Origin of the sequence: Wenxinia saemankumensis, from assembly GCF_900141735.1 — a bacterium.
In the GTDB taxonomy this organism is placed as follows: domain Bacteria; phylum Pseudomonadota; class Alphaproteobacteria; order Rhodobacterales; family Rhodobacteraceae; genus Wenxinia; species Wenxinia saemankumensis.
Genome location: NZ_FQYO01000008.1, coordinates 20,354 through 39,791, shown reverse-complemented (window position 1 = coordinate 39,791; position 19,438 = coordinate 20,354). Strand labels below are relative to the sequence as shown.

Below are 19,438 nucleotides of genomic sequence, written 5' to 3'. Positions count from 1 at the left end.
GCCGGGGAAAGTCAGATGAGCGAAGCGAGCGATCCGGTAACCAGACCGTCCCTTCACCCCGATCTCGTCCGACCCGTCCCGGCGCGCCGGATGGCGCGTCCACGACACGCCCTGCCCCCCCGGCGATCGGTGATCGGCGTGCCGGTCTCGATCACGGATTACGACGGGACCGTGGCGGCGGTGATCGACGCCGCCTGCCGGCGCGCGCCGTTGCTGGTCACGGCCCTCGCCGTGCACGGCGTGGTCGAGGCGCGCACCCGGCCGGATGTGGGGCGGGCCGTCGGCGCCTTCGACGTGGTCACGCCCGACGGTCAACCGGTGCGGATGGCGCTGAACCTGCTGCACCGGGCCGGCCTGACCGACCGCGTCTACGGCCCGACCCTGACCCTGCGGATCTGCGCGGCCGCGGCGGCCGCGTGCCTGCCGGTTTACTTCTACGGCTCGACCCCGGCGGTGGTCGCCGCGCTGGCGCAGAGGCTGTCGGCGGCCTTTCCCGGCCTGATCGTCGCGGGGGCGGAGCCGTCGCTGTTCCGCGAGCTGACGGACGCCGAAGGCGAGGCGCTCGGGCGCCGCATCCGCGCCAGCGGCGCCGGCCTCGTCTTCGTGGGCCTCGGTTGCCCGCGGCAGGAGCTGTTCGCCCATCGCCACCGCGATGTCATCGGCCTGCCGCAGATCTGCGTCGGCGCCGCCTTCGACTTCCACGCCGGCACCAAGCGGCAGGCGCCGCGATGGATGCAGGACCACGCGCTCGAATGGCTGTTCCGCCTCTGGCAGGAGCCGCGCCGCCTCGTCCGGCGCTACGCGGTCACCAACACGCGCTTCCTACTCTCCCTGGCCCGCCAGTGGGCCGCGCCGGAAACCTTCTCGCGGAGCGACAGATGAAACGGGTGATCGTCACCGGCAGTGCCGGCCTCATCGGATCGGAAGCGGCGCGGCACTACGACGGCCTCGGCTGGCAGGTGGTCGGCGTCGACAACAACATGCGCCGGACGTTCTTCGGCGGGGACGGCGACACGACCTGGCAGCGCGAGCTGCTGGAGCGGGATTGCCGCGCCTACCGGCATGCCGCCATCGACATCCGCGACCGGGCCGCGGTGGACGCGCTGGTGGCGGAAATCCGGCCCGAGGCGGTGATCCACTGCGCCGCACAGCCCAGCCACGATCTCGCGGCGCGGATCCCGTTCGACGATTTCGAAGTCAACGCCCTCGGCACGCTGAACCTGCTCGAGGCGACGCGCCGGAACGCGCCGGAGGCGTCGTTCGTCTTCATGAGCACCAACAAGGTCTACGGCGACGGTCCGAACCGTGTGGCCCTCACCGAGAACGACAGCCGCTACGACTTCGACGATCCGGCCTACGCGAACGGCATCGACGAGAGCTTCGGCATCGACCAGTCCAAGCACAGCCTGTTCGGCGCGAGCAAGGTCGCAGCCGACGTCATGGTGCAGGAATACGGCCGCTACTTCGGAATGCGCACCGTCTGCTTCCGTGGCGGCTGCCTCACGGGCGCGGGCCATTCGGGGGCACAGCTGCACGGCTACCTGTCCTACATCTTCAAGGCGGCGGCCGAGGACCGGCCGTACACGGTGTTCGGATACAAGGGGAAGCAGGTCCGCGACCAGATCCACAGCCGGGACGTTATCGGCGCCTTCGATGCCTTTCTCGCCGCGCCGCGGGCGGGCGCGGTCTATAACCTGGGCGGCGGCAAGGCGAACAGCGTGTCGATCCTCGAGACGATCGCCCGCATCCGCGACCTGACCGGCCACGAGCTGGCATGGACGCTGGACGAGACCAACCGCGTCGGCGACCACATCGTGTATTACACCGACCTGGCACGGTTCCGCCGCGACTACCCCGAATGGCGGCTGACGATGTCCCTCGACGCCATCTTCGAGGAATTCGCGCGGGTCGCCTTCTCGTCGCGGTCGGCGGCATGACGGCGCTGGCGGACCGGGCCCGCCCGGCACCCCGCGCCCGGTTCGCCGCGCCGCGCCCGGTCCGCATCCGCACGGGGCACAGCTACCACGTCTATTTCACGATCGCCCTCGGGCAGCGAAACGCCCGCTTCGTGGAGCGGGCGATGACGCCCCTGAACTGCTTGTTCGGCTGGGCCGATTCCGTCTCGTTCCTGCCGGAGCCGGGCTTCGATGCGATCCACGCCTGGAACGCGATCCCGCGCCTCACGCGGCGGCCCTTCGTCGTGACGTTCGAGGACTACCTGCCGCGGACCCCGCCCGACCGGCGCATCGCCTGGCTCGAGGAGCGGTTGCGCGAGGACCTTCTCTCGCCGCGCTGCCGCGGCATCGTCGCGATCTCGGACTACGCCCTGCGGCAGTTCCGCCAGCAGCATGCCGGCTTCTCCCGGCTGCCAGAGCTTCTGGCCAAGACCGAGATCGTCTACCCGGCGATCCGGCCGCGCGTCGCGGCTCCCAAGCGCCCCTCGGACAGGCTCAGGCTGCTGTTCGTCGGCCGCGACTTCATGCGCAAGGGCGGGCCCATACTGCTGCGCGCCCACGCACGGCTGCGCGCGGAGGGCGTGCCGGTCGAGACGACGGTCGTCTCCTCCCTGGCCTGGAGCGCGAAGGACTATGTCGGGCCGCCCGACGCGGCCTATGTCGCGGACTCGCTGCGAGGGATGGCGCAGGACGGGATCGTGCATCACCGCAGCCTGCCCCCGGCCGAGGTCTACCGGCTGATGGACGCGGCCGATTACCTCGTCTTCCCGACCTTCCACGACACGTTCGGCTTCGTCTCGATCGAGGCCTTCGCCTCGGCCACGCCGGTGATCGCCACCGATACCTGCGTGCTGCCGGAGATCGTCGAGCCGGGCCGGAACGGCTATCTCCTGCCGTTCGAGAACGACGGGGTCGTGGGCAAGTGGCGCTGGCTCTACCGGAATGGCGAGCCGGGCTACCTCGACGCCTACGAGCGCGCGACAGCCGCGCTCGCCACGGCCCTGACCGAGAGGCTGAGGACCCTCTGGGAGAACCGCAGCGAATACGGCGCGCTCAGCGAGGGCGCGATCGCCTCGGCGCATGGCCGCTTCCACCCCGACGCCGCCCGGCGCCGGCTGGAAGAGATCTACGAGCGGTTGCGGTGATCGCCCGCCCCCTGCCCGGCGGGCCCGACGACAGCGCCCCCGAACGGTTCGACGCGCTGCAGGCCGGGCGCGCCGTCGCGGCGATCCTGGTGGTCCTCTACCATGCCGACGGCTTCGTGCTGCCCCTCCGGCTGTATGACGGCGCGACCGCCTGGGCCGGCTTCGGCTGGGGATATGCGGGCGTCGAGTTCTTCTTCGTCCTGTCGGGGTTCATCATCGCCCATGTCCACCGCCGCGATATCGGCCGGCCGGCCCGGATCGGGCGATTCCTGCGCCGCCGGATCGTGCGGATCTACCCGATCTACTGGGCGATCCTCGCGGTCCTGCTGATCGGCTATGCACTGATGCCCGCCGGCACCCCGGAGGCGGCGCGGGCCCCGGCCTCGGTCCTGGCCTCGCTGCTGCTGGTCCCGACCGAGGCCCGCCCGATCCTGCCCATCGCCTGGACGCTCGAGCACGAGATGGCGTTCTACCTCGCCTTCGTCGCGCTGCTGGTCGGGGCGCGGATCGGAGCGGCCCTCTTCGGCCTGTGGATGGGGGCATGCGCGCTGGCGCTGTTCCATCCGGCCACATCCTTCCCGGCCTCGTTCCTGCTGTCGCCCTACAACCTGCTCTTCGCCTTCGGGGTCGCCGTGGCGATTGCCCATCCCCGCCTGCCCCGCCGGGCCGCCGCACCGCTGCTGGCGGCCGGCATCGCCGGCTTCCTCGCCGTGGGGTTCTCGGAGCAGTATCTCGCTTCCTGGCCGCTGGGACTCCGCACGCTGGCCTACGGGATCTCGGCCGCCGCGGTGATCGCCGCGCTGGCGCGGGCGCGCTACGGGGCGCCGCGGTTCGCCGTGTTCCTCGGAGATGCGTCCTACGCGATCTACCTCGTGCACCTGCCGGCGATGAATCTGGCGGCAATCGCGCTCGCACCCCTGGGGATCGCGGACCTACTGCCCCCGCTGGCGGCGATGGCGGCACTGTCGGTCTTCGCGATGCTTGCGGGCGTCGCCACGCACCTCGCGGTCGAGCGCCCGCTCCTTTCGCATTTCGGCCGCCCCCGGCGCGCGGCGCTGGCCTGATGCCGATGATCCGGCGCGTCGCCGTCGTCCTGGCCCTCGTCATCGTGGCCGCCGGGCAAGCGGAGGCGCGTATCCTCTATGTCTCGCCGCTGGGCGACGACGGGTGGAGCGGCCGGCAGCCCGAACCATCGGCCGGCCTCAACGACGGTCCGCTCGCCACCCTGGACGCCGCCCGCGACGCAGCGCGCCGGAGCCCCGGGCCGGACCGGATCGTGCTGCGCGGCGGCGGCTACCACCTGTCGGCGCCGGTGACCTTCGATTCCCGCGATGCCGGCCTGACCCTCGAGGCGGAAGCGGGCGAGCACCCGGTCCTGCATGGCGGCCCCGCCGTTACAGGTTGGACCGAAATCGCCCCCGGCCACTGGATCGCGCCGGTCCAGCTGCCGCCCGGATCCGTGGTCCGCGGCGTGTTCCTGGGCGGCGACCGGCAGGAGGAGGCGCGGTTCCCCGACGCCCCCGCCGACCACGACCCCCGCGGCGGCTGGCTGTTCGTCGTCCCGCCGTCCCCCGAGGATGCGCCGCTCGGCAACGTCCGGTTCCGCGCCCGGCCCGGCGATCTGCCGCCCGTCGGCGACCCCATCGGCGTGGTGGTGCACGTCACCGGCGGGTTTCTGCCCGGCAGCCAGTGGGGCAGCGACACCCTGCCCGTCGAGCGGATCGACGGCGACGTCGTGCAGGTGCAGGGCACCGGCTACTTCTTCACCGGCGCGGGCAGCCGGTATTTTCTCACCGGCGCGGAATCGTTCCTCGACGCGCCCGGCGAGTGGTGGTTCGACGACGACGCGAGGCTGCTGCACTACCTTTCCGCCCCCGGCACCGCCCCCGAGGGCGTGACGGTCGCCGTCGTTCCGATCTTCCTGCATCTCGTCGACACCTCCGACATCACCATCGCGGGCCTGACGCTTCGCGACGGCGCGCCCCAGGGCAGCGGCAAGTTCGGCACCGACATGCGCGGGTTCGGCGCGATCCGGGTCGAGCGGTCAGCCAGGATCCGCATCGCGGCCAATGTCCTGCGGAACGTCGGCGTCGCGATCCACGTCTCCGAGAGCGGGTCGGTCGCGATCGAGGAGAACGACATCGCCCGCGTCGCCGGCAACGCGATCTACTTCGGCACCGAGTACGGCAGCTTCGGCCGCTCCGACGACGGCGCGATCGTCGGCAACCTCATCCGCGACGTGGGCGAAGTCTATCTCGAGAGCGCGGGCATCTGGTTCCAGGCTGCGGCCCGCCTGAGAATCGAGGACAACCTGATCGAGCGCGCCGCGCAGTTCGGCATCGCCGGAGGCTCGCTCTGGGGCGACCAGGACGCCAGCCACGACGTCCTGATCGCAGGCAATGTCGTGCGCGAGGCGAACCGGCTCACCGCGGATGGCGGGGCGATCAAGATGATGGGCGCCCAGTCGACGCCGCTCGACAGCGCGATCCGCGACAACGTCGTCATGGGCACCGACCAGCTGATGGTGCGGCCGGACGGCACGTTCTGGCCGCCGCGATACGAGAACCTCGCGGAATGGCCCGGCCCGGTGAGCTGGGCCATCTATCTCGACGGGCGGGCCAGCGGCGTCGCGATCACCGGCAACAGGCTCGACGGCAACGTCGCCGGCATCGGCATCAACGGCGGGTGGAGCAACGAGGTCAGGGACAACCTGATCGTGGGCGGGGCCGGCTGCCCGGTCCGCGTCGACGACGCCACCGGGCGCGGCTGGCGCCCGGACTGGGCCCGGCCGAACACGATCCTGGACAACGTCGCCGAGGTCGGCCCCGCAGGCTGCACGATCCACGTGAACGCCCCGGACCACGGCACCGGTTACGTGACGATCGGCCCCAACCGATTCCTCGCGGCGGGAGACGATGCGTCGATCGACGGGCCGGTGCGGCGCGGCGAGGACGGATCGACCCATTAGAAAGGCTCGCGCCGACGGGCCGACGGGGCCCGTCGGCCTCTCCCGATGACCTGTCCTGCCCGTCCGGTTATCGCCCTTCCGGCAGCAGCGCGGACCGCTGCGGGAGATGCCCCGGAAGGGGGACCGCCGCCCGCGGCCGGGCCGGGCCGGGGCGGCGGTGGAAGCGCGCGGGCGCGCCGCTCAGATGTCGGCCAGGACGGCGCTCGGCCTGTCGGCCATCTGTGCCAGCTTCACCTGCATCAGGATCGACAGCTCGTCGTAATTCGTCCACTCGTCGACGATGCGGCCGTTCTTGTAATGGAAATGGGTCATGCCCATTACCTGAACCCGCTTGCCCGTCGGCGCGCCGAGCGAATCGAGGATGCCCCAGCCGAGGTGATGCCCTTCGATCAGCCAACGCACGGCGACCTTGGTGCCGCCCTCGTCCGAGGGGACCGAGCAGATGTGCTGCGGCATGAAGGCGCCGTCGGGGATCGAGCCGTAGAGGCCGACCGTCTGGTGCATGACCGAGGCGATGCCGTAGAGCTCCTTCATCAGCGGCCCGTGCCACTGGACGGTCGGGGCGTAGACGTCCTTGATCCGGCCGAACATGCGCTGGTTGTGGACGGCGTGCATCCATTCCAGCGTCTCGCGTTCCAGGTCGGTCGTCGCGATGGAGGTGTCGGCCTCCGCCTCGGGCGGGTACTGCCCGATCAGGCGCCGCGTCTCGCCGATGTCGAGGGTAAGCAGGCCCTTGTCGAAATAGGTCTGCGCCATGTTCTCGGCGAAGGCCTGGACGTCGACGCCCACCTGCTGGAGCTGCGCCATGGCATCGACGACGAGCCATTCGCGGTAGATCATGTTCTCGAAGACCATGCAGTCGGCGATGGTGCGCGCGACGAAGGTCCGGCCCGTCGGCTTGCCCCAGGGCCCGGGCTGGGTGTGACGGCCCGACCCGGTGACCAGATGCGAGGTGTAGAACCCCTCCCGGTCGTTGCCGCCCCAGATCACGTGGGTCGCCATGCCGCGCCGCTCGGGCAGCATGCACAGGCGCTGGATCGTGTTCTGGACCACGTCCTCGCGGTTGTAGACCGTCCCGGTCGAGGAATAGACGACGCAGTTATGCGTGTAGTGGGTGTAGATCAGCCCCACGTCCCGCTCGTCCCAGATGCGGTGGGTGCAGCGGATGATGTAATCGACGATGTCCGTGTAGATCGGGTCGAAGCCCTGCATGGACTGCGCCCGGGGCCGGTCTGTCGGCACCATCCGGGTGAAGTCGAGCCGCTCGGGCTGCAGCACCGCCTCGCCAGTCGGGGCCTCGGTGGCAGCGGCGCGGCCCTTGCCCGATCCGTTCGATCTGGAGCCTTCGGATTTGGGGGCGTCGCCCCCGGCGGAGCCGGATTCTGCGGCTGTCATGGCGTCTCCTGTCGGTTGCCCGGACCGCCCCCGCGCGGGAGGGGGCGCGCGGCGGCCCGGATGGGTCGATCCTGACAGGTTTGCATACGATTGCAAGCGTGGCGACGATCACCCGGCCCGGCGGATCGCGGCGCGCATCCGCCCCATCGCGTCGATCCCGAGCTGGCGCAGCAGGTCGAGGATGTCGAGCGGCACCCAGTTCTCGCGGATGAGCCCCTCGTCGTGCAGGTAGAAATCCATCACCCGCATCCCCACGGTCCGCCCGGTGGACGGCAGGCCGAGGAAATCCGGACCGGCATGCAGGTCCACCCGGCTCGGCCAGCCGCCCGTCACGGAATAGGGCCCGTCCCCGATGCGGATGTAATGCCCGCCGCCCATCCGGGCGCGGGCCTCGGCCACGGCCTGCGATTCGGCCTCGGTCCGGGGGCGGGGAAAGGCGGTGCGGAAGGGCAGCTGGTGGTGATCGACGAACCCCTCGATCCCCCGCGCAGTGCCGATGCCGGAGGGGCCGTACCACATCATCTTGGGGTGCCAGTGATCCTTCTGAGGCATGTCGATCAGGCCCTGCCGGCCGCCCGCGATGTCGGGATAGGCATGCAGCGTGGCATGCATCGCCAAGGTCTGGGCGATGCTGGCCGCGCCCTGTTCAGGGTCCGATGGCACGAGCCGCACGCCGTCGACGGAGATCGGGCCCGCCCAGCGCCCCTCGGCGCCGAGGCTGGGGCCCAGCGGCCAGACCTCCGCCTGCCGCATCAGGTCGAGCACGTCCCACAGGCAGTTGGACTGCACGATCCGGCCGCCCCGGACCTGGTGGACCTCGCCGTAGCGCAGGAAGGCGGCGCGGCCGGTCGCCGGGATGCCCAGCCAGTCCTTGCGGAAGGTGCCGCAGTAATGCCCCACGGCGGCGACGTAATCCCGTCCCTCGTAGCTGCCGAAGACGAGGATGTCGTCGCGCCGCTCGAGATCGGGCATCGCCTCGATGAGCGGCCCCCAGACCCGCGCCGCGATCGCCTCGATCCCGGTCATGCCGTCGATCGGACAGGAGCCGCGCCAGTCCGCCCCTGGGGCATAGAGCGCCTCCAGCCGGGCCGTCAGTCCGGCCGAGCCGGCCCCGGCGAGCGCGTCCAGCGCCCCCTTGTAGTGCCGCCGCGCGGCGGCATCGAAGCTGCTCATCGACCTGTCTCCCCTGCCCCCGGACCGGGCATCCAGAAAATTCTTGCAAACGTATTCAACACCTCCTAGCGTCATCGTCAACGCGTGATCCAGCAGGGGCGGAGAACCCCGCGGAGCGCGGACCGGACCCGGCCCGGCCGGGCCCGTCCCACGCGTCCGGCCGGCCGGAAGGGTCCGCGCCGGGGCGTCCAACAGCAAAGGGAACTCCATGACCAAGACGCTTCTCGCCACGACCTCCCTGGCGGCCCTGTTCGGCCTCGCCGGCGCGGCCTCGGCGCAATGCACGATCGAGGGCGAAGGCTCGGTCCGCATCCTCGCCAACGACTTCCAGGCCCTGCATGCCGTCGTCAGCCGCGCCACCGAATGCGCGTCCGACAGTGTCGAGGTGACCACGAACGAGACGACGGAGCACAAGGACATCCAGGTCGCCGCCCTGTCGACCGACCCGGCCGCCTACACCGTCGCGGTCGTCGCGAACGGCTCGCTCGTCCCGCTCCTGAACGAGGGGCTGACCCGGCCGCTCGACGACCTCGTCGCGCAATACGGGCAGAACCTGCAGGAGAGCCAGCTGATCCGCATCAACGGCGAGATCATGGCCATCGCCTTCATGGCGAACAGCCAGATGCTGCATTACCGCGCTGACCTGCTCGAGGAGAACGGCATCGCCGTGCCGACCACCTACGAGGAGCTGCTCGAGGCCTCGGCCGCGCTGCGCGAGGCCGGCGTGATGGAGACGCCGCTCTATGCCAGCTTCCTGCCCGGCTGGGATCTCGGCGAGGAATTCATCAACATGTACATGGGCTCGGGCCAGCCCTTCTTCGAGGACGGCTCGGCGCAGGTCGCCATCAACAACGAGGCCGGCATCGCCGCGCTCGAGATGATGAAGGCCATGACCGAGTACATGGGCCCCGACATGATGACCTACAATTCCAACGAGGCGCAGCCCTACTGGGAGAACGAGGAAGTCGCGTTCATGACCGGCTGGGGCAGCCGCACCGCCGCCTTCATCGACGAGAACGGCGCCGTGCCGGAGATCGCCGCGGCGACCGAGGTGGTCGCGATGCCCAGCTGGGGCGGCAACGGCATCCCGGCCACGACGCTGTGGTGGGACGGTTTCGCGATGGCGAAGAACATCTCGGAAGAGGATGCCGCGGCGTCCTTCCAGGCGATGATGTACGCGCTCTCGCCCGAGCTCGTCGCCGATCCCGAGGTCGCCGGCCTCGCCGCCTGGCTGGTGAACGGCTACGAGCCGCAGCCCGCCGCCGAGGGCGTGATCGCCAACATGCAGGCCGGCGCCGCGCCCTATCCGATGACACCCTACATGGGACTGCTGCACACCGCGCTGGGCGACAACCTCGCCGAGTTCCTGCAGGGCCAGGAAAGCGCGGAAGAGGCGCTGGAGGACGTGGAGGCCGCCTACACGACCGCCGCGACCGAAGCCGGCTTCATCCAGTAAGACGGGCGGGCGGCCCCTCGCGGCCGCCCCACCCCCCCCCCTCTCCCGACACACCGAGATCGGCCGCGCCCCGCCCGGCGCGGTTCGGCCCGACCTTGCCCGCTGCGGTCCCCCGGGCCCGCAACGTCCGAAGCCCGCCCCACCGAAGGATGCGCGCCCCATGCCGCACAGGACCTTCTCGCTCTTCATCCTGCCCTCGCTGCTGGCGATGCTGCTCTTCGTGGCGCTGCCGATCGGGTCGGTGATCTACCAGTCGCTCTTCATCGAGCACGAGCAGATCATGGTCGAAGTCGAGAATTGCGGCCCCTTCGGCTGCACCACCGAGCGCCGCGTCGATGCCGAGGCGATGGCCCAGCTGCGCGCCGAGGAGCCCGCCGGCCGGTGGAACGGCCTCGGCACCTATTTCAACGCCGGCCATCTCGCCTTCGAGCGCATCGGGCAGATCTGGGACCGGACCGAGACCTGGGGCCAGTTCCTTGACCAGGCGATGAACCTGCCCTTCTACAAGGCGCTCGGCTTCACGCTGGCCTACACGTTCATCGTCACGCCCTTCGTCATCATCCTGGGCTTCTGCATCGCGCTGGGGGTCAACGCGCTGCCGAACCTCGCCAAGGGGCCGGTGATCTTCTTCTCGCTGCTGCCGATGATCGTGACGCCGCTGATCGGCTCGCTCGTCCTGTTCTGGATGATCGACAGCCGGGGGATCATCGGCGCGACGCTGCAGACGATCTTCGGCGACCCGACCCTGTCGCTCAAGGCCTCGCCCACGCTGACCTGGGTCACGCTGTTCGTCTACGGGGTCTGGCATTCCGCACCCTTCGCCTTCGTCGTGTTCTATGCCGGCCTGCAGGGCGTGCCCAAGGACACGATGGAAAGCGCTATGGTCGACGGCGCCAGCCGGCGGGAGCAGGTGCGCTTCGTCGTCATTCCCTACCTGATGCCGCTCGTCGTCTTCATCGCGCTGATGCAGCTGATGGACAATTTCCGGGTGTTCGAGCCGATCGTCGGCTTCTCGGCCGAGGCGAACGCCACCTCGCTCAGCTACCTGATCTATTCCGACCTGCGCGGCCAGGACACGCCGCTCTTCGCCTCGGCCGCCGCGACCTCGGTCCTGACGACGCTGGGCGTGATCGTGCTGCTGACGCCGGTGCTGATCCGCACCTGGCGCGACTTCAACCGCAAGGCCTGAGGGAGGGACCGGGATGACCGACACCACCGCCGCCGACGCCAAGCTGATCGCCCCGCGGAGGCGCCGCCGCTCGGCCACCGCCAAGCCGCTGCCGCTGATCGCGCTGTCGGTCGGGTTCGTGGCGCTGTGGGTGATCGCGGCCGCCTTCCCCTTCCTCTGGACGGCCTGGGGGTCGTTCAAGGTCGAGGCGGACTTCTTCTCGCGCCAGAACTGGATGAACGCCGTCACAGGGGTTCAGACGCTCCGGCAGACGGGCGAGGCGTTCACGATGGACGGCTACGAGGGCGCCTGGATCGAGCAGGAATTCTGGCGCGCCGTCATCAACACGGCGATCGTCACCTTCTTCGTCACGACGATCTCGCTGACCTTCGGCACGCTGGGCGGCTACGCGCTGGCGCGGTCGGGCTTCCGCTACACGTTCTGGATCCTGATCATGGCGCTGATCTTCCGCGCCATGCCGCATGTCACCCTCGTCTCGGGATATCTGCTGCCGTTCTTCGAACTGGGGATCTGGGGCTACCTGCCGACGACGATCATCGTGCTGGTCGCGATCAACCAGCCCTTCACGCTCTGGATGCTGCACAGCTTCTTCCTGTCGATCCCCAAGGATCTGGACGAGAGCGCGATGGTCGACGGCTGCACCCGCTTCCAGGCGTTCCGGCTGGCCGTGATCCCGGTCATGTGGCCGGGCGTGATCACCACCGGGCTCTTCAGCTTCCTTCTGGCCTACAACGACTTCACCGTCACCTCGATGCTGCTGACGGCCGAGAACCAGACCATGGTGCCGAAGATCAACTCCTTCCTCGGCTCCACCCAGGCGGAGGGCAAGGTGATGTATGCCGTGGCCGCCGTGGTCTCGGCCATCGCGCCGCTCTTCGTGCTCATCATGTTCTTCCAACGCCAGATCGTCAGCGGCCTGACCGCCGGCGCCGTGAAAGGCTGACCCTCATGGCTCGACTTCAGCTGAAAAACGTCAACAAGCGCTGGGGAAGCTACGTCGCGGTCAAGGATTTCGACCTCGACATCGCCGACCAGGAATTCCTCGTCCTGCTGGGGCCCTCGGGCTGCGGCAAGTCCACCACGATGCGGATGATCGCGGGGCTCGAGGACGTGACGAGCGGCGAGATCGTCCTTGGCGGGCGGAATGTGAACAACCTCGAGCCCAAGGACCGCGACATCTCGATGGTGTTCCAGTCCTACGGGCTCTACCCCAATCTCAGCGTCTACGAGAACATCCGCTTCCCGCTCAGGGTGCGGAAGGTGCCGAAGGAGCAGCACCATGAGATGGTGATGACCGCCATCCGCATGGTGGAGCTCGAGCCCTTCATGGATCGCCGGCCCGCCGACCTCTCGGGCGGGCAGCGCCAGCGGGTCGCGCTGGGCCGGGCCATCGTGCGCAAGCCGACCGTCTTCCTGATGGACGAGCCCTTGTCGAATCTCGACGCCAAACTGCGCGTCTCGACTCGGGCGCAGATCAAGAACCTGCAGAGCAAGCTCAAGACCACGACCGTCTACGTCACCCACGACCAGATCGAGGCGATGACGCTGGCCGACCGCGTGGTGGTGATGAACAAGGGCGAGATCCAGCAGGTCGGCACCCCGACGGAGATCTACGACAACCCGGCCAACACCTTCGTCGCCTCGTTCATCGGCTCGCCGGCGATGAACCTGGTCGAGGGGCGCATCGAGGGCGGCACCTTCACCGGCGACGGCATCACCGTCGAGGGGCTGAAGGCCCCGTCCGGCCCCGTGACGCTGGGCTTCCGCGCCGAGGACGCGTCGATCGTCCCCTCCGGCGGTCAGATCGCGGCCCCCGTCTACGCCGTCGAGCTGCTGGGCGAGGCGTCGATGATCACCTGGCGGCTGGGCGAGCAGCTGGTCTCGGTCAAGACGGCCAAGGATTACCGCGCCGAGACCGGGCAGATGGTCGAGGCCTCCGTACCCGCCGCGATCTGCCATCTCTTCGACGCCGAGACCGGAAAGGCCCTGCCCCGATGACACCCGAGGAACAGGCGGAAGCCACGCGGCAGGTCATCCTGCGGATGGAGAAGGCGCTGGGCGAGAACAGCGACGACATGGGCGCCCATTTCCACGAGGATTTCCACTGGTACGGCAACCGGGGCTGCGGCACGAAGGACGGCCTCGCCGCCTTCCGGGCGAACTGGCAGCTGCCGCTGCGCGCCGCCTTCACCGAGCGGAGCTACCACACGGCCCGCTTCATCTGCGAAGGGAACTGGGCGTCCTGCTTCGGCCATATAGAGGCGACCCATTCGGGGCCCTTCATGGGCATCGCGCCGACCGGCAAGAGGGTCACCATCCCCTACATGGACTTCTGGGAGGTCGTGGAGGGGCGCATCAAGGACAACTGGGTCTCCGTCGACTTCGCCTCCGTCCTCGCCCAGCTGGGCCGGGACGTGTTCGCGGGCGAGGGATGGGAGGCCTACGACGAGGGTCGGCGCACGCCGCCGCGCCCGGGAGGAACGCAATGAGCATCACGCACCTGAAATCCGGCAAACCCGAGGGCGAGCGCGCCGAGGACGACGCGAAGGTCCGCGGCATCGTCGAGGCCACGCTGAAGGACATCGAGACCCGCGGCGACGCCGCCGTGCGCGAGCTGTCGGCGAAGTTCGACAGGTACGAGCCCGAGACCTTCCGCCTGACGCCGTCCGAGATCGAGGCGGCGATGCAGAAGGTTTCGTCCCGCGAGATGGCCGACATCCGCTTCGCGCAGGACCAGATCCGCGGCTTCGCCGAGGCGCAGCGCGCCTCGATGACCGATATCGAAGTCGAGACCCTGCCGGGCGTGATCCTCGGCCATCGCAACATCCCGGTGCAGTCGGTCGGCTGCTACGTGCCGGGCGGCAAGTTCCCGATGGTCGCCTCGGCACACATGTCCGTGCTGACGGCGAGCGTCGCCGGAGTGCCGCGCATCGTCGCCTCGGCCCCGCCGGTGAACGGCGCGCCGCATCCGGCCATCGTCGCCGCGATGCACATGGGCGGCGCGCACGAGATCTATGTCCTCGGCGGCATGCAGGCCGTCGGCGCGATGGCGCTGGGGACCGAGACGATCGAGCCGGTGCACATGCTCGTCGGACCCGGCAACGCCTTCGTCGCCGAGGCGAAGCGCCAGCTCTACGGGCGGGTGGGGATCGACCTCTTCGCCGGCCCGACGGAGACGATGGTGATCGCCGACGACACCGTGGACGCCGAACTCTGCGCGACCGACCTCCTGGGCCAGGCGGAGCACGGCTACAACTCGCCCGCCTGCCTCATCACCAATTCGCGGAAGCTGGCCGAGGAGACGCTGGCCGAGATCGACCGCCTGCTCGAGATCCTGCCGACGCGCGAGACCGCCGCCGTGTCCTGGCGCGATTACGGCGACGTGATCCTGTGCGACACGCACGAGGAGATGTGCCGGGTCGCCAACGACATGGCCTACGAGCACGTGCAGGTCATGACCGACCGCGACGACTGGTATCTGGACAACATGCAATCCTACGGCGCGCTGTTCCTCGGCCCCCGCACCAACGTGGCGAACGGCGACAAGGTGATCGGGACGAACCACACGCTGCCGACCAAGAAGGCGGGGCGCTATACGGGCGGTCTCTGGGTCGGCAAGTTCCTCAAGACCCATTCCTACCAGCGCATCACGACCGACGCGGCGGCGGCGCAGATCGGCGCCTACGGCTCGCGGCTCTGCATGCTCGAGGGCTTCGTCGGCCATGCCGAGCAGTGCAACATCCGCGTCCGGCGCTACGGCGGCGCGAATGTCCCCTACGGCGCGGCGGCCCCGGTCGTCGAGGCGGCGGAGTAGGCGCGGTGGACCTCCCCCGCCCCCCCTCCTCGCGGCTCGACGGCAAGCGGGCGCTGGTGACCGGCGCCTCCTCCGGCATCGGGCTCGGCGCGGCCGTGGCGCTGGCCGATGCGGGTGCCCATGTCGTCTGCGCCGCGCGGGGGGCGGAACGGCTGGACGAGGCCGTCGCCGCGATGGCGGCCGAGGGCCATAGCGTCGAGGCGATGGTCCTCGACGTGGCGGACCTGCCGGCGATGGAGGCGGGCCTGGCCGGCCGCCCCCCCTTCGACGTGGTCGTCAATTCCGCCGGCATGGGGCGCCATTCCCCCGCGCTCGAGACCACGGCCGAGGATTTCGACGCCGTGATGGCGGTGAACCTGCGGGCCGCCTACTTCCTCTCCGCCCGCGCGGCGGAGGGCATGATCGCGGCCGGGATCCGCGGCTCGATCGTCCACGTCTCCAGCCAAATGGGCCATGTCGGCGGGATCGACCGGGCCGTGTACTGCGCGTCGAAGCACGCGCTGGAGGGGATGGTGAAGTCGATGGCCATCGAATGGGGCCCGCACGGCATCCGCATCAACACGCTCTGCCCCACCTTCATCCGCACGCCGCTGGCGGAGGTGACGCTGCAGAATCCCGAGCGGCGCGCCTGGATCGAGGACATGATCAAGCTGGGCCGCGTGGGCGAGATCGAGGACGTGATGGGGGGCGTGCTCTACCTCGCCTCGGACGCCTCGTCCCTCGTCACCGGGACGGCGCTGATGATCGACGGCGGCTGGACGGCGCATTGATGACCGAGGATCTGCCCGCCGCCCCGGTCCGCGTGACCTCGCTGGACGTGGCGCGCCGCGCCGGCGTCAGCCAGTCCGCTGTCAGCCGCGTCTTCACGCCGGGCGCCTCGGCCTCCAAGCGCACGGTCGAGAAGGTGCGCAAGGCGGCGGAGGAGCTGGGCTACCGCCCCAACGTGCTGGCCCGCGCGATGATCACCGGCAAGAGCCGGATCATCGGCCTCGTCGTCTACTACCTCGACAACTACTTCTACCCGCTCGCGGTGGAGCGGCTGTCGGTCGAGCTGCAGAAGCAGGGCTACCACGTCCTCGTCTTCATGGCCTCCAACACCGTGGGCGACGTGGAAAGCGTCATGCAGGAGATCCTCGACTACCAGGTCGACGGGATCGTCCTCGCCTCGGTCTCGATGTCCTCGGTGCTGGCCAGCCGCTGCGACGAGCTCGGCATTCCCGTCGTCCTGTTCAACCGGACGCAGAAGGACGACCGCCTCGCCAGCGTGGTCAGCAACAATTTCGAGGGGGGGCGCCAGATCGCCCGTCACCTCGTGGAGGGCGGGGCCACCCGGATCGGCTACATCGCGGGATTCGAGGGCGCCTCGACCCAGATCGAGCGCGAGGCCGGCTTCCGCGCCGGGCTGGGGGAGGCGGGCGCGGATCTGCGCTACCGCGGCACCGGCAATTTCCGCCACGACGAGGCGCGGGCCGCCGCGCTCGAGATGTTCGCCGGGCGCGACCGGCCCGACGCCGTGTTCGTCTGCAACGACCACATGGCCTTTGCCGTGATGGACGTGCTGCGCGCCAAGCTCGGCCTAGACGTGCCGGGCGAGGTGGCGGTGGCGGGTTTCGACGACGTGCCGATCGCCGCCTGGGCCGCCTACGACCTCACCTCCTTCCGCCAGCCGCTGGGCGCCATGGTCGACCGGACCGTCGCCGTGCTGATGGACCGGATCGGCGGCGACGGCGAGGCGCCCGCCCGCCACGTGCTGGAGGGCGAGCTCATCGTCCGCAGCTCCACCCGCAAGGACATCACGCCATGAAGGGCTTCGACCCGCATTTCCGCGACCTTCCGGACTACATCGTGAAGATCACGAAGGAGATCTGGGAGGATCGCGGCCTCGCCACGCTGCACCGCTATTACGGGCCGGACATCCCGATGCGCTTTCCCTCGGGACTGGTGCGCGGCAATGCCGGGGTGATCGACGGCACGCTCGCCACGCTCGCCGAGTTCCCGGACCGGAAGCTGCTGGCCGAGGACGTGATCTGGTCGGGGACCGACGAAGAGGGCTTCCTGTCCTCGCACCGGATCGTCACCTCCGGCACCCATACCGGGCACGGCGCCTTCGGCCCGCCCACCGGGCGCCGGTTCGAGGTGCGGACCATCGCGGATTGCGCCGCCCGGAACAACGTGATCGACGACGAATGGCTGATCCGCGACGTGGGGGGCATCGCCACGCAGCTCGGCATCGCGCCGTCGGACTTCGCGCTGGCGCAGATCGCCGCCGAGGGCGGGCCGGAGAGCGCGGTGCGCCCCTTCCACCCCCGCGACGACGTGCAGGGCCCCTACAGGGGGCGCGGCAACGACAGCGAATGGGGGGCGCGGCTGGCCGCCATCCTGACCCGGATCATGGACAAGGACATCGCCGTGATCGGCGAGGCCTACGACCGGGCCGTCCGGACCGAGCATCCCTCCGCCACCGGCGGTTGGGGCACCGGCTTCGCCGAGACGAGCTGGATGCGGCTGCGCTCCTCCTTTCCCGGGGCCGAGTTCGCGATCCACCACGCGATCGGCCGCGACGATCCGATGATGCCGCCCCGGGCCGCGATCCGCTGGTCCCTGACCGGCGCCCATTCGGGCTACGGCCGCTTCGGCGCGCCGACCGGGACCGAGGTCCACGTGATGGGCATCACCCATGCCGAGTTCGGCCCCTTCGGCCCGGACGGCGTGAGCGTGCGCCGCGAGTTCACGCTCTGGGACGACGTCGCCATCTGGAAACAGATCCACCTCGGGGCCGCCTGACCGGCCCCGCCCGCAATCCGATCGAAGAGCACGAGGAGGCTCCCATGCCCGACACCGCAGAGATGACGCGCGAGACCACGATCACCCCGGCCGAGATGGAGGCGCGGATCGTCCGTTACGGCGACCTGCAGCCCTGCAAGACCGCCTTCATCGACGCCCACACGCCGGGGTCGAACCAGAAGGAGAACTTCACCATCATCGGCGGCGGCGTCAGCGAGAGCGCCGACCAGCACGTCCACATCACCATCCCCCACGGCTTCAACATCGGCGCGGCCGGCCAGCCGCCGCGGGTGCGCAACTCGCTTCACGACCACCACACGGCCGAGGTCTTCTTCGTCCTGTCGGGCAAGTGGCGGTTCTTCTGGGGCCGCTGGGGCGATGCGGGCGAGGTGACGCTGGAGCAGGGCGACATCTTCAACATCCCGACCGGCATCTTCCGGGGGTTCGAGAACATCGGCACCGATTACGGGATGATCATGGCCATCCTCGGCGGCGACGATGCCGGTGGCGGCGTGATGTGGGCGCCGCAGGTGATCGAGGACGCCGCCGATCACGGGCTGGTCCTCGGCAACAACGGCAAGCTCTACGACACCAAGAAGGGGCAGTCCCTGCCGGACGGCGTCGGACCGATGCCGGTGATGACCGACGAGGAGCTGGCCAAACGGCCCGAGCCGACCACCGGGGACGTCCTGCCCAACCATGTCGCCCGCTACTGGGACATGGTCGCCCTGTCGGACCGCAAGCCGCTGAAGGTCATCGGCGAGACGGGGCTTCTGAAGGACAGGCCGGGCTTCGAGGTCGACTTCATCACCCGCCGCAGCGCCAGCGAGGACAAGCACTCCCATGATCGCCCGTCGGTCCTGATGCCCGTGCGCGGGCACTGGCGCGTGGACTGGGAGGGCGGCTCCGCCACGCTCGCCCCGGGCGACACGATGAGCGTGCCCGAGAACGTGGCCCATAGCGCCGTTCCCTCGATGACGGGCGAGGCGGCGCTCTACCACATCGTCGGCACCGACGATCCGGCGGGGCGTACCTGGACCGGGGCCTGACGGTTTGGGCCTGAAGGGTCGGCCATGACGGGCTGGGAGGATCTGATCGACCGTCTCGAGGAACGCGATACCGGGTCGTGGCGGCTGAATGTCCACCACCCCCTCGCGGGCCGGAGGATAGACATCCACCTGATGGCCGACCTGGACAGCGACGTCCTGGACGACCATGTCCGCGCCGGCCTCGATCGCCTGATGGCATTGGGGCCGGACCGGCTGCCCGGGATCCGGTCGATCCTCTATTCCCATGCCCGCGTCACGATCGAGGTCACCGATTACGGCCTGCCCGACATGCCGCGCGGGGCCGGCCGCACCGAGGCACATCTGAGGGCGTTCGGGGTCGGGAGCGAGGCGGAATGCTTCGATCCCGCCTGGGTGACGGGCGGCTCCGTCCTCGGCGAAGCCGACCATGCCCTGGCCACGCTGTGGATCAGACCGCCCTGGGAGGTCGAGCATGGCGCCAACCTGCGGATCGCTCCGGATGGCCGGCTTTCGCTGGACGACTGACACGAG

At 69.8% G+C, this 19,438-nt stretch carries 18 protein-coding genes; 16 read left to right on the top strand and 2 right to left on the bottom strand.

Annotation, left to right across the window (positions count from 1 at the left end):
• Window positions 1-15: 15 nt before the first annotated feature.
• From BUE30_RS16755 to BUE30_RS16735, 5 genes are read left to right on the top strand one after another with little or no spacing between them, the layout of a single operon-like run.
• Window positions 16-882: a WecB/TagA/CpsF family glycosyltransferase gene (locus BUE30_RS16755; protein WP_244526399.1), complete on the top strand. Its 867-nt coding sequence runs from the start codon at window positions 16-18 to the stop codon at window positions 880-882.
• Complete coding sequence (locus BUE30_RS16750; RefSeq protein WP_073334200.1) at window positions 879-1,937, top strand: NAD-dependent epimerase/dehydratase family protein; 1,059 nt, start codon at window positions 879-881, stop codon at window positions 1,935-1,937. Before BUE30_RS16755 ends, BUE30_RS16750 begins: the two co-directional genes overlap by 4 nt.
• A complete protein-coding gene (locus BUE30_RS16745) occupies window positions 1,934-3,100 on the top strand; it encodes a glycosyltransferase family 4 protein (RefSeq protein ID WP_073334199.1) in 1,167 nt (388 codons plus the stop codon). Before BUE30_RS16750 ends, BUE30_RS16745 begins: the two co-directional genes overlap by 4 nt.
• Window positions 3,097-4,164 (top strand): acyltransferase family protein, encoded by a 1,068-nt coding sequence (locus BUE30_RS16740; protein ID WP_244526398.1) that lies wholly within the window; start codon window positions 3,097-3,099, stop codon window positions 4,162-4,164. The genes BUE30_RS16745 and BUE30_RS16740 overlap by 4 nt, the downstream gene beginning before the upstream one ends.
• A 5-nt stretch (window positions 4,165-4,169) precedes the next feature.
• Window positions 4,170-6,068, top strand: a complete 1,899-nt coding sequence (locus tag BUE30_RS16735; RefSeq protein WP_083601461.1) for a right-handed parallel beta-helix repeat-containing protein — start codon at window positions 4,170-4,172, stop codon at window positions 6,066-6,068.
• Between the two features lie 180 nt (window positions 6,069-6,248).
• Here the strand turns inward: BUE30_RS16735 and BUE30_RS16730 are convergent, their stop codons facing one another.
• Complete coding sequence (locus BUE30_RS16730; RefSeq protein WP_073334198.1) at window positions 6,249-7,463, bottom strand: nuclear transport factor 2 family protein; 1,215 nt, start codon at window positions 7,461-7,463, stop codon at window positions 6,249-6,251.
• Window positions 7,464-7,571: 108 nt separating this feature from the next.
• Window positions 7,572-8,636 carry a nuclear transport factor 2 family protein gene (locus tag BUE30_RS16725; protein ID WP_083601455.1) on the bottom strand — a complete coding sequence of 355 codons (1,065 nt, stop codon included), beginning with the start codon at window positions 8,634-8,636 and terminating at the stop codon, window positions 7,572-7,574.
• Between the two features lie 208 nt (window positions 8,637-8,844).
• Between BUE30_RS16725 and BUE30_RS16720 the strand changes: the two genes are divergently transcribed.
• The 11 genes from BUE30_RS16720 to BUE30_RS16670 all read left to right on the top strand — a co-directional run bounded on the left by BUE30_RS16720 (window position 8,845) and on the right by BUE30_RS16670 (window position 19,432).
• Window positions 8,845-10,092, top strand: coding sequence for an ABC transporter substrate-binding protein (locus BUE30_RS16720; RefSeq protein ID WP_073334196.1), 1,248 nt, complete (start codon window positions 8,845-8,847; stop codon window positions 10,090-10,092).
• A gap of 160 nt (window positions 10,093-10,252) precedes the next feature.
• Window positions 10,253-11,281, top strand: coding sequence for a carbohydrate ABC transporter permease (locus BUE30_RS16715; RefSeq protein ID WP_073334194.1), 1,029 nt, complete (start codon window positions 10,253-10,255; stop codon window positions 11,279-11,281).
• Between the two features lie 13 nt (window positions 11,282-11,294).
• The gene (locus BUE30_RS16710; protein ID WP_244526397.1) at window positions 11,295-12,224 is read left to right on the top strand and encodes a carbohydrate ABC transporter permease; all 930 of its coding nucleotides are present in this window, start codon (window positions 11,295-11,297) and stop codon (window positions 12,222-12,224) included.
• A 5-nt stretch (window positions 12,225-12,229) separates the two neighbouring features.
• Window positions 12,230-13,279, top strand: a complete 1,050-nt coding sequence (locus tag BUE30_RS16705; protein ID WP_073334192.1) for an ABC transporter ATP-binding protein — start codon at window positions 12,230-12,232, stop codon at window positions 13,277-13,279.
• Complete coding sequence (locus tag BUE30_RS16700) at window positions 13,276-13,770, top strand: ester cyclase (RefSeq protein WP_073334189.1); 495 nt, start codon at window positions 13,276-13,278, stop codon at window positions 13,768-13,770. Before BUE30_RS16705 ends, BUE30_RS16700 begins: the two co-directional genes overlap by 4 nt.
• Window positions 13,767-15,095, top strand: coding sequence for a histidinol dehydrogenase (gene hisD / locus BUE30_RS16695; protein WP_073334187.1), 1,329 nt, complete (start codon window positions 13,767-13,769; stop codon window positions 15,093-15,095). Before BUE30_RS16700 ends, hisD begins: the two co-directional genes overlap by 4 nt.
• A 5-nt stretch (window positions 15,096-15,100) precedes the next feature.
• Window positions 15,101-15,865, top strand: a complete 765-nt coding sequence (locus tag BUE30_RS16690; protein WP_073334184.1) for an SDR family NAD(P)-dependent oxidoreductase — start codon at window positions 15,101-15,103, stop codon at window positions 15,863-15,865.
• A complete protein-coding gene (locus tag BUE30_RS16685; protein WP_073334181.1) occupies window positions 15,865-16,899 on the top strand; it encodes a LacI family DNA-binding transcriptional regulator in 1,035 nt (344 codons plus the stop codon). The genes BUE30_RS16690 and BUE30_RS16685 overlap by 1 nt, the downstream gene beginning before the upstream one ends.
• Window positions 16,896-17,879: a nuclear transport factor 2 family protein gene (locus tag BUE30_RS16680; protein ID WP_073334178.1), complete on the top strand. Its 984-nt coding sequence runs from the start codon at window positions 16,896-16,898 to the stop codon at window positions 17,877-17,879. Before BUE30_RS16685 ends, BUE30_RS16680 begins: the two co-directional genes overlap by 4 nt.
• 80 nt (window positions 17,880-17,959) lie before the next feature.
• Window positions 17,960-18,928 (top strand): cupin domain-containing protein, encoded by a 969-nt coding sequence (locus BUE30_RS16675; protein ID WP_073334253.1) that lies wholly within the window; start codon window positions 17,960-17,962, stop codon window positions 18,926-18,928.
• A 24-nt stretch (window positions 18,929-18,952) separates the two neighbouring features.
• Window positions 18,953-19,432: a hypothetical protein gene (locus BUE30_RS16670; protein WP_073334175.1), complete on the top strand. Its 480-nt coding sequence runs from the start codon at window positions 18,953-18,955 to the stop codon at window positions 19,430-19,432.
• Window positions 19,433-19,438 lie beyond the last annotated feature (6 nt).

What these genes read in the sequence shown, in the direction of transcription:
- BUE30_RS16755 (WP_244526399.1), top strand. Translation starts at nt 16, where the DNA reads ATGAGCGAAGCGAGCGATCCGGTAACCAGACCGTCCCTTCACCCCGAT.
- BUE30_RS16750 (WP_073334200.1), top strand. Translation starts at nt 879, where the DNA reads ATGAAACGGGTGATCGTCACCGGCAGTGCCGGCCTCATCGGATCGGAA.
- BUE30_RS16745 (WP_073334199.1), top strand. Translation starts at nt 1,934, where the DNA reads ATGACGGCGCTGGCGGACCGGGCCCGCCCGGCACCCCGCGCCCGGTTC.
- BUE30_RS16735 (WP_083601461.1), top strand. Translation starts at nt 4,170, where the DNA reads ATGATCCGGCGCGTCGCCGTCGTCCTGGCCCTCGTCATCGTGGCCGCC.
- BUE30_RS16730 (WP_073334198.1), bottom strand. Translation starts at nt 7,463, where the DNA reads ATGACAGCCGCAGAATCCGGCTCCGCCGGGGGCGACGCCCCCAAATCC.
- BUE30_RS16725 (WP_083601455.1), bottom strand. Translation starts at nt 8,636, where the DNA reads ATGAGCAGCTTCGATGCCGCCGCGCGGCGGCACTACAAGGGGGCGCTG.
- BUE30_RS16720 (WP_073334196.1), top strand. Translation starts at nt 8,845, where the DNA reads ATGACCAAGACGCTTCTCGCCACGACCTCCCTGGCGGCCCTGTTCGGC.
- BUE30_RS16715 (WP_073334194.1), top strand. Translation starts at nt 10,253, where the DNA reads ATGCCGCACAGGACCTTCTCGCTCTTCATCCTGCCCTCGCTGCTGGCG.
- BUE30_RS16710 (WP_244526397.1), top strand. Translation starts at nt 11,295, where the DNA reads ATGACCGACACCACCGCCGCCGACGCCAAGCTGATCGCCCCGCGGAGG.
- BUE30_RS16705 (WP_073334192.1), top strand. Translation starts at nt 12,230, where the DNA reads ATGGCTCGACTTCAGCTGAAAAACGTCAACAAGCGCTGGGGAAGCTAC.
- BUE30_RS16700 (WP_073334189.1), top strand. Translation starts at nt 13,276, where the DNA reads ATGACACCCGAGGAACAGGCGGAAGCCACGCGGCAGGTCATCCTGCGG.
- hisD (WP_073334187.1), top strand. Translation starts at nt 13,767, where the DNA reads ATGAGCATCACGCACCTGAAATCCGGCAAACCCGAGGGCGAGCGCGCC.
- BUE30_RS16685 (WP_073334181.1), top strand. Translation starts at nt 15,865, where the DNA reads ATGACCGAGGATCTGCCCGCCGCCCCGGTCCGCGTGACCTCGCTGGAC.
- BUE30_RS16680 (WP_073334178.1), top strand. Translation starts at nt 16,896, where the DNA reads ATGAAGGGCTTCGACCCGCATTTCCGCGACCTTCCGGACTACATCGTG.
- BUE30_RS16670 (WP_073334175.1), top strand. Translation starts at nt 18,953, where the DNA reads ATGACGGGCTGGGAGGATCTGATCGACCGTCTCGAGGAACGCGATACC.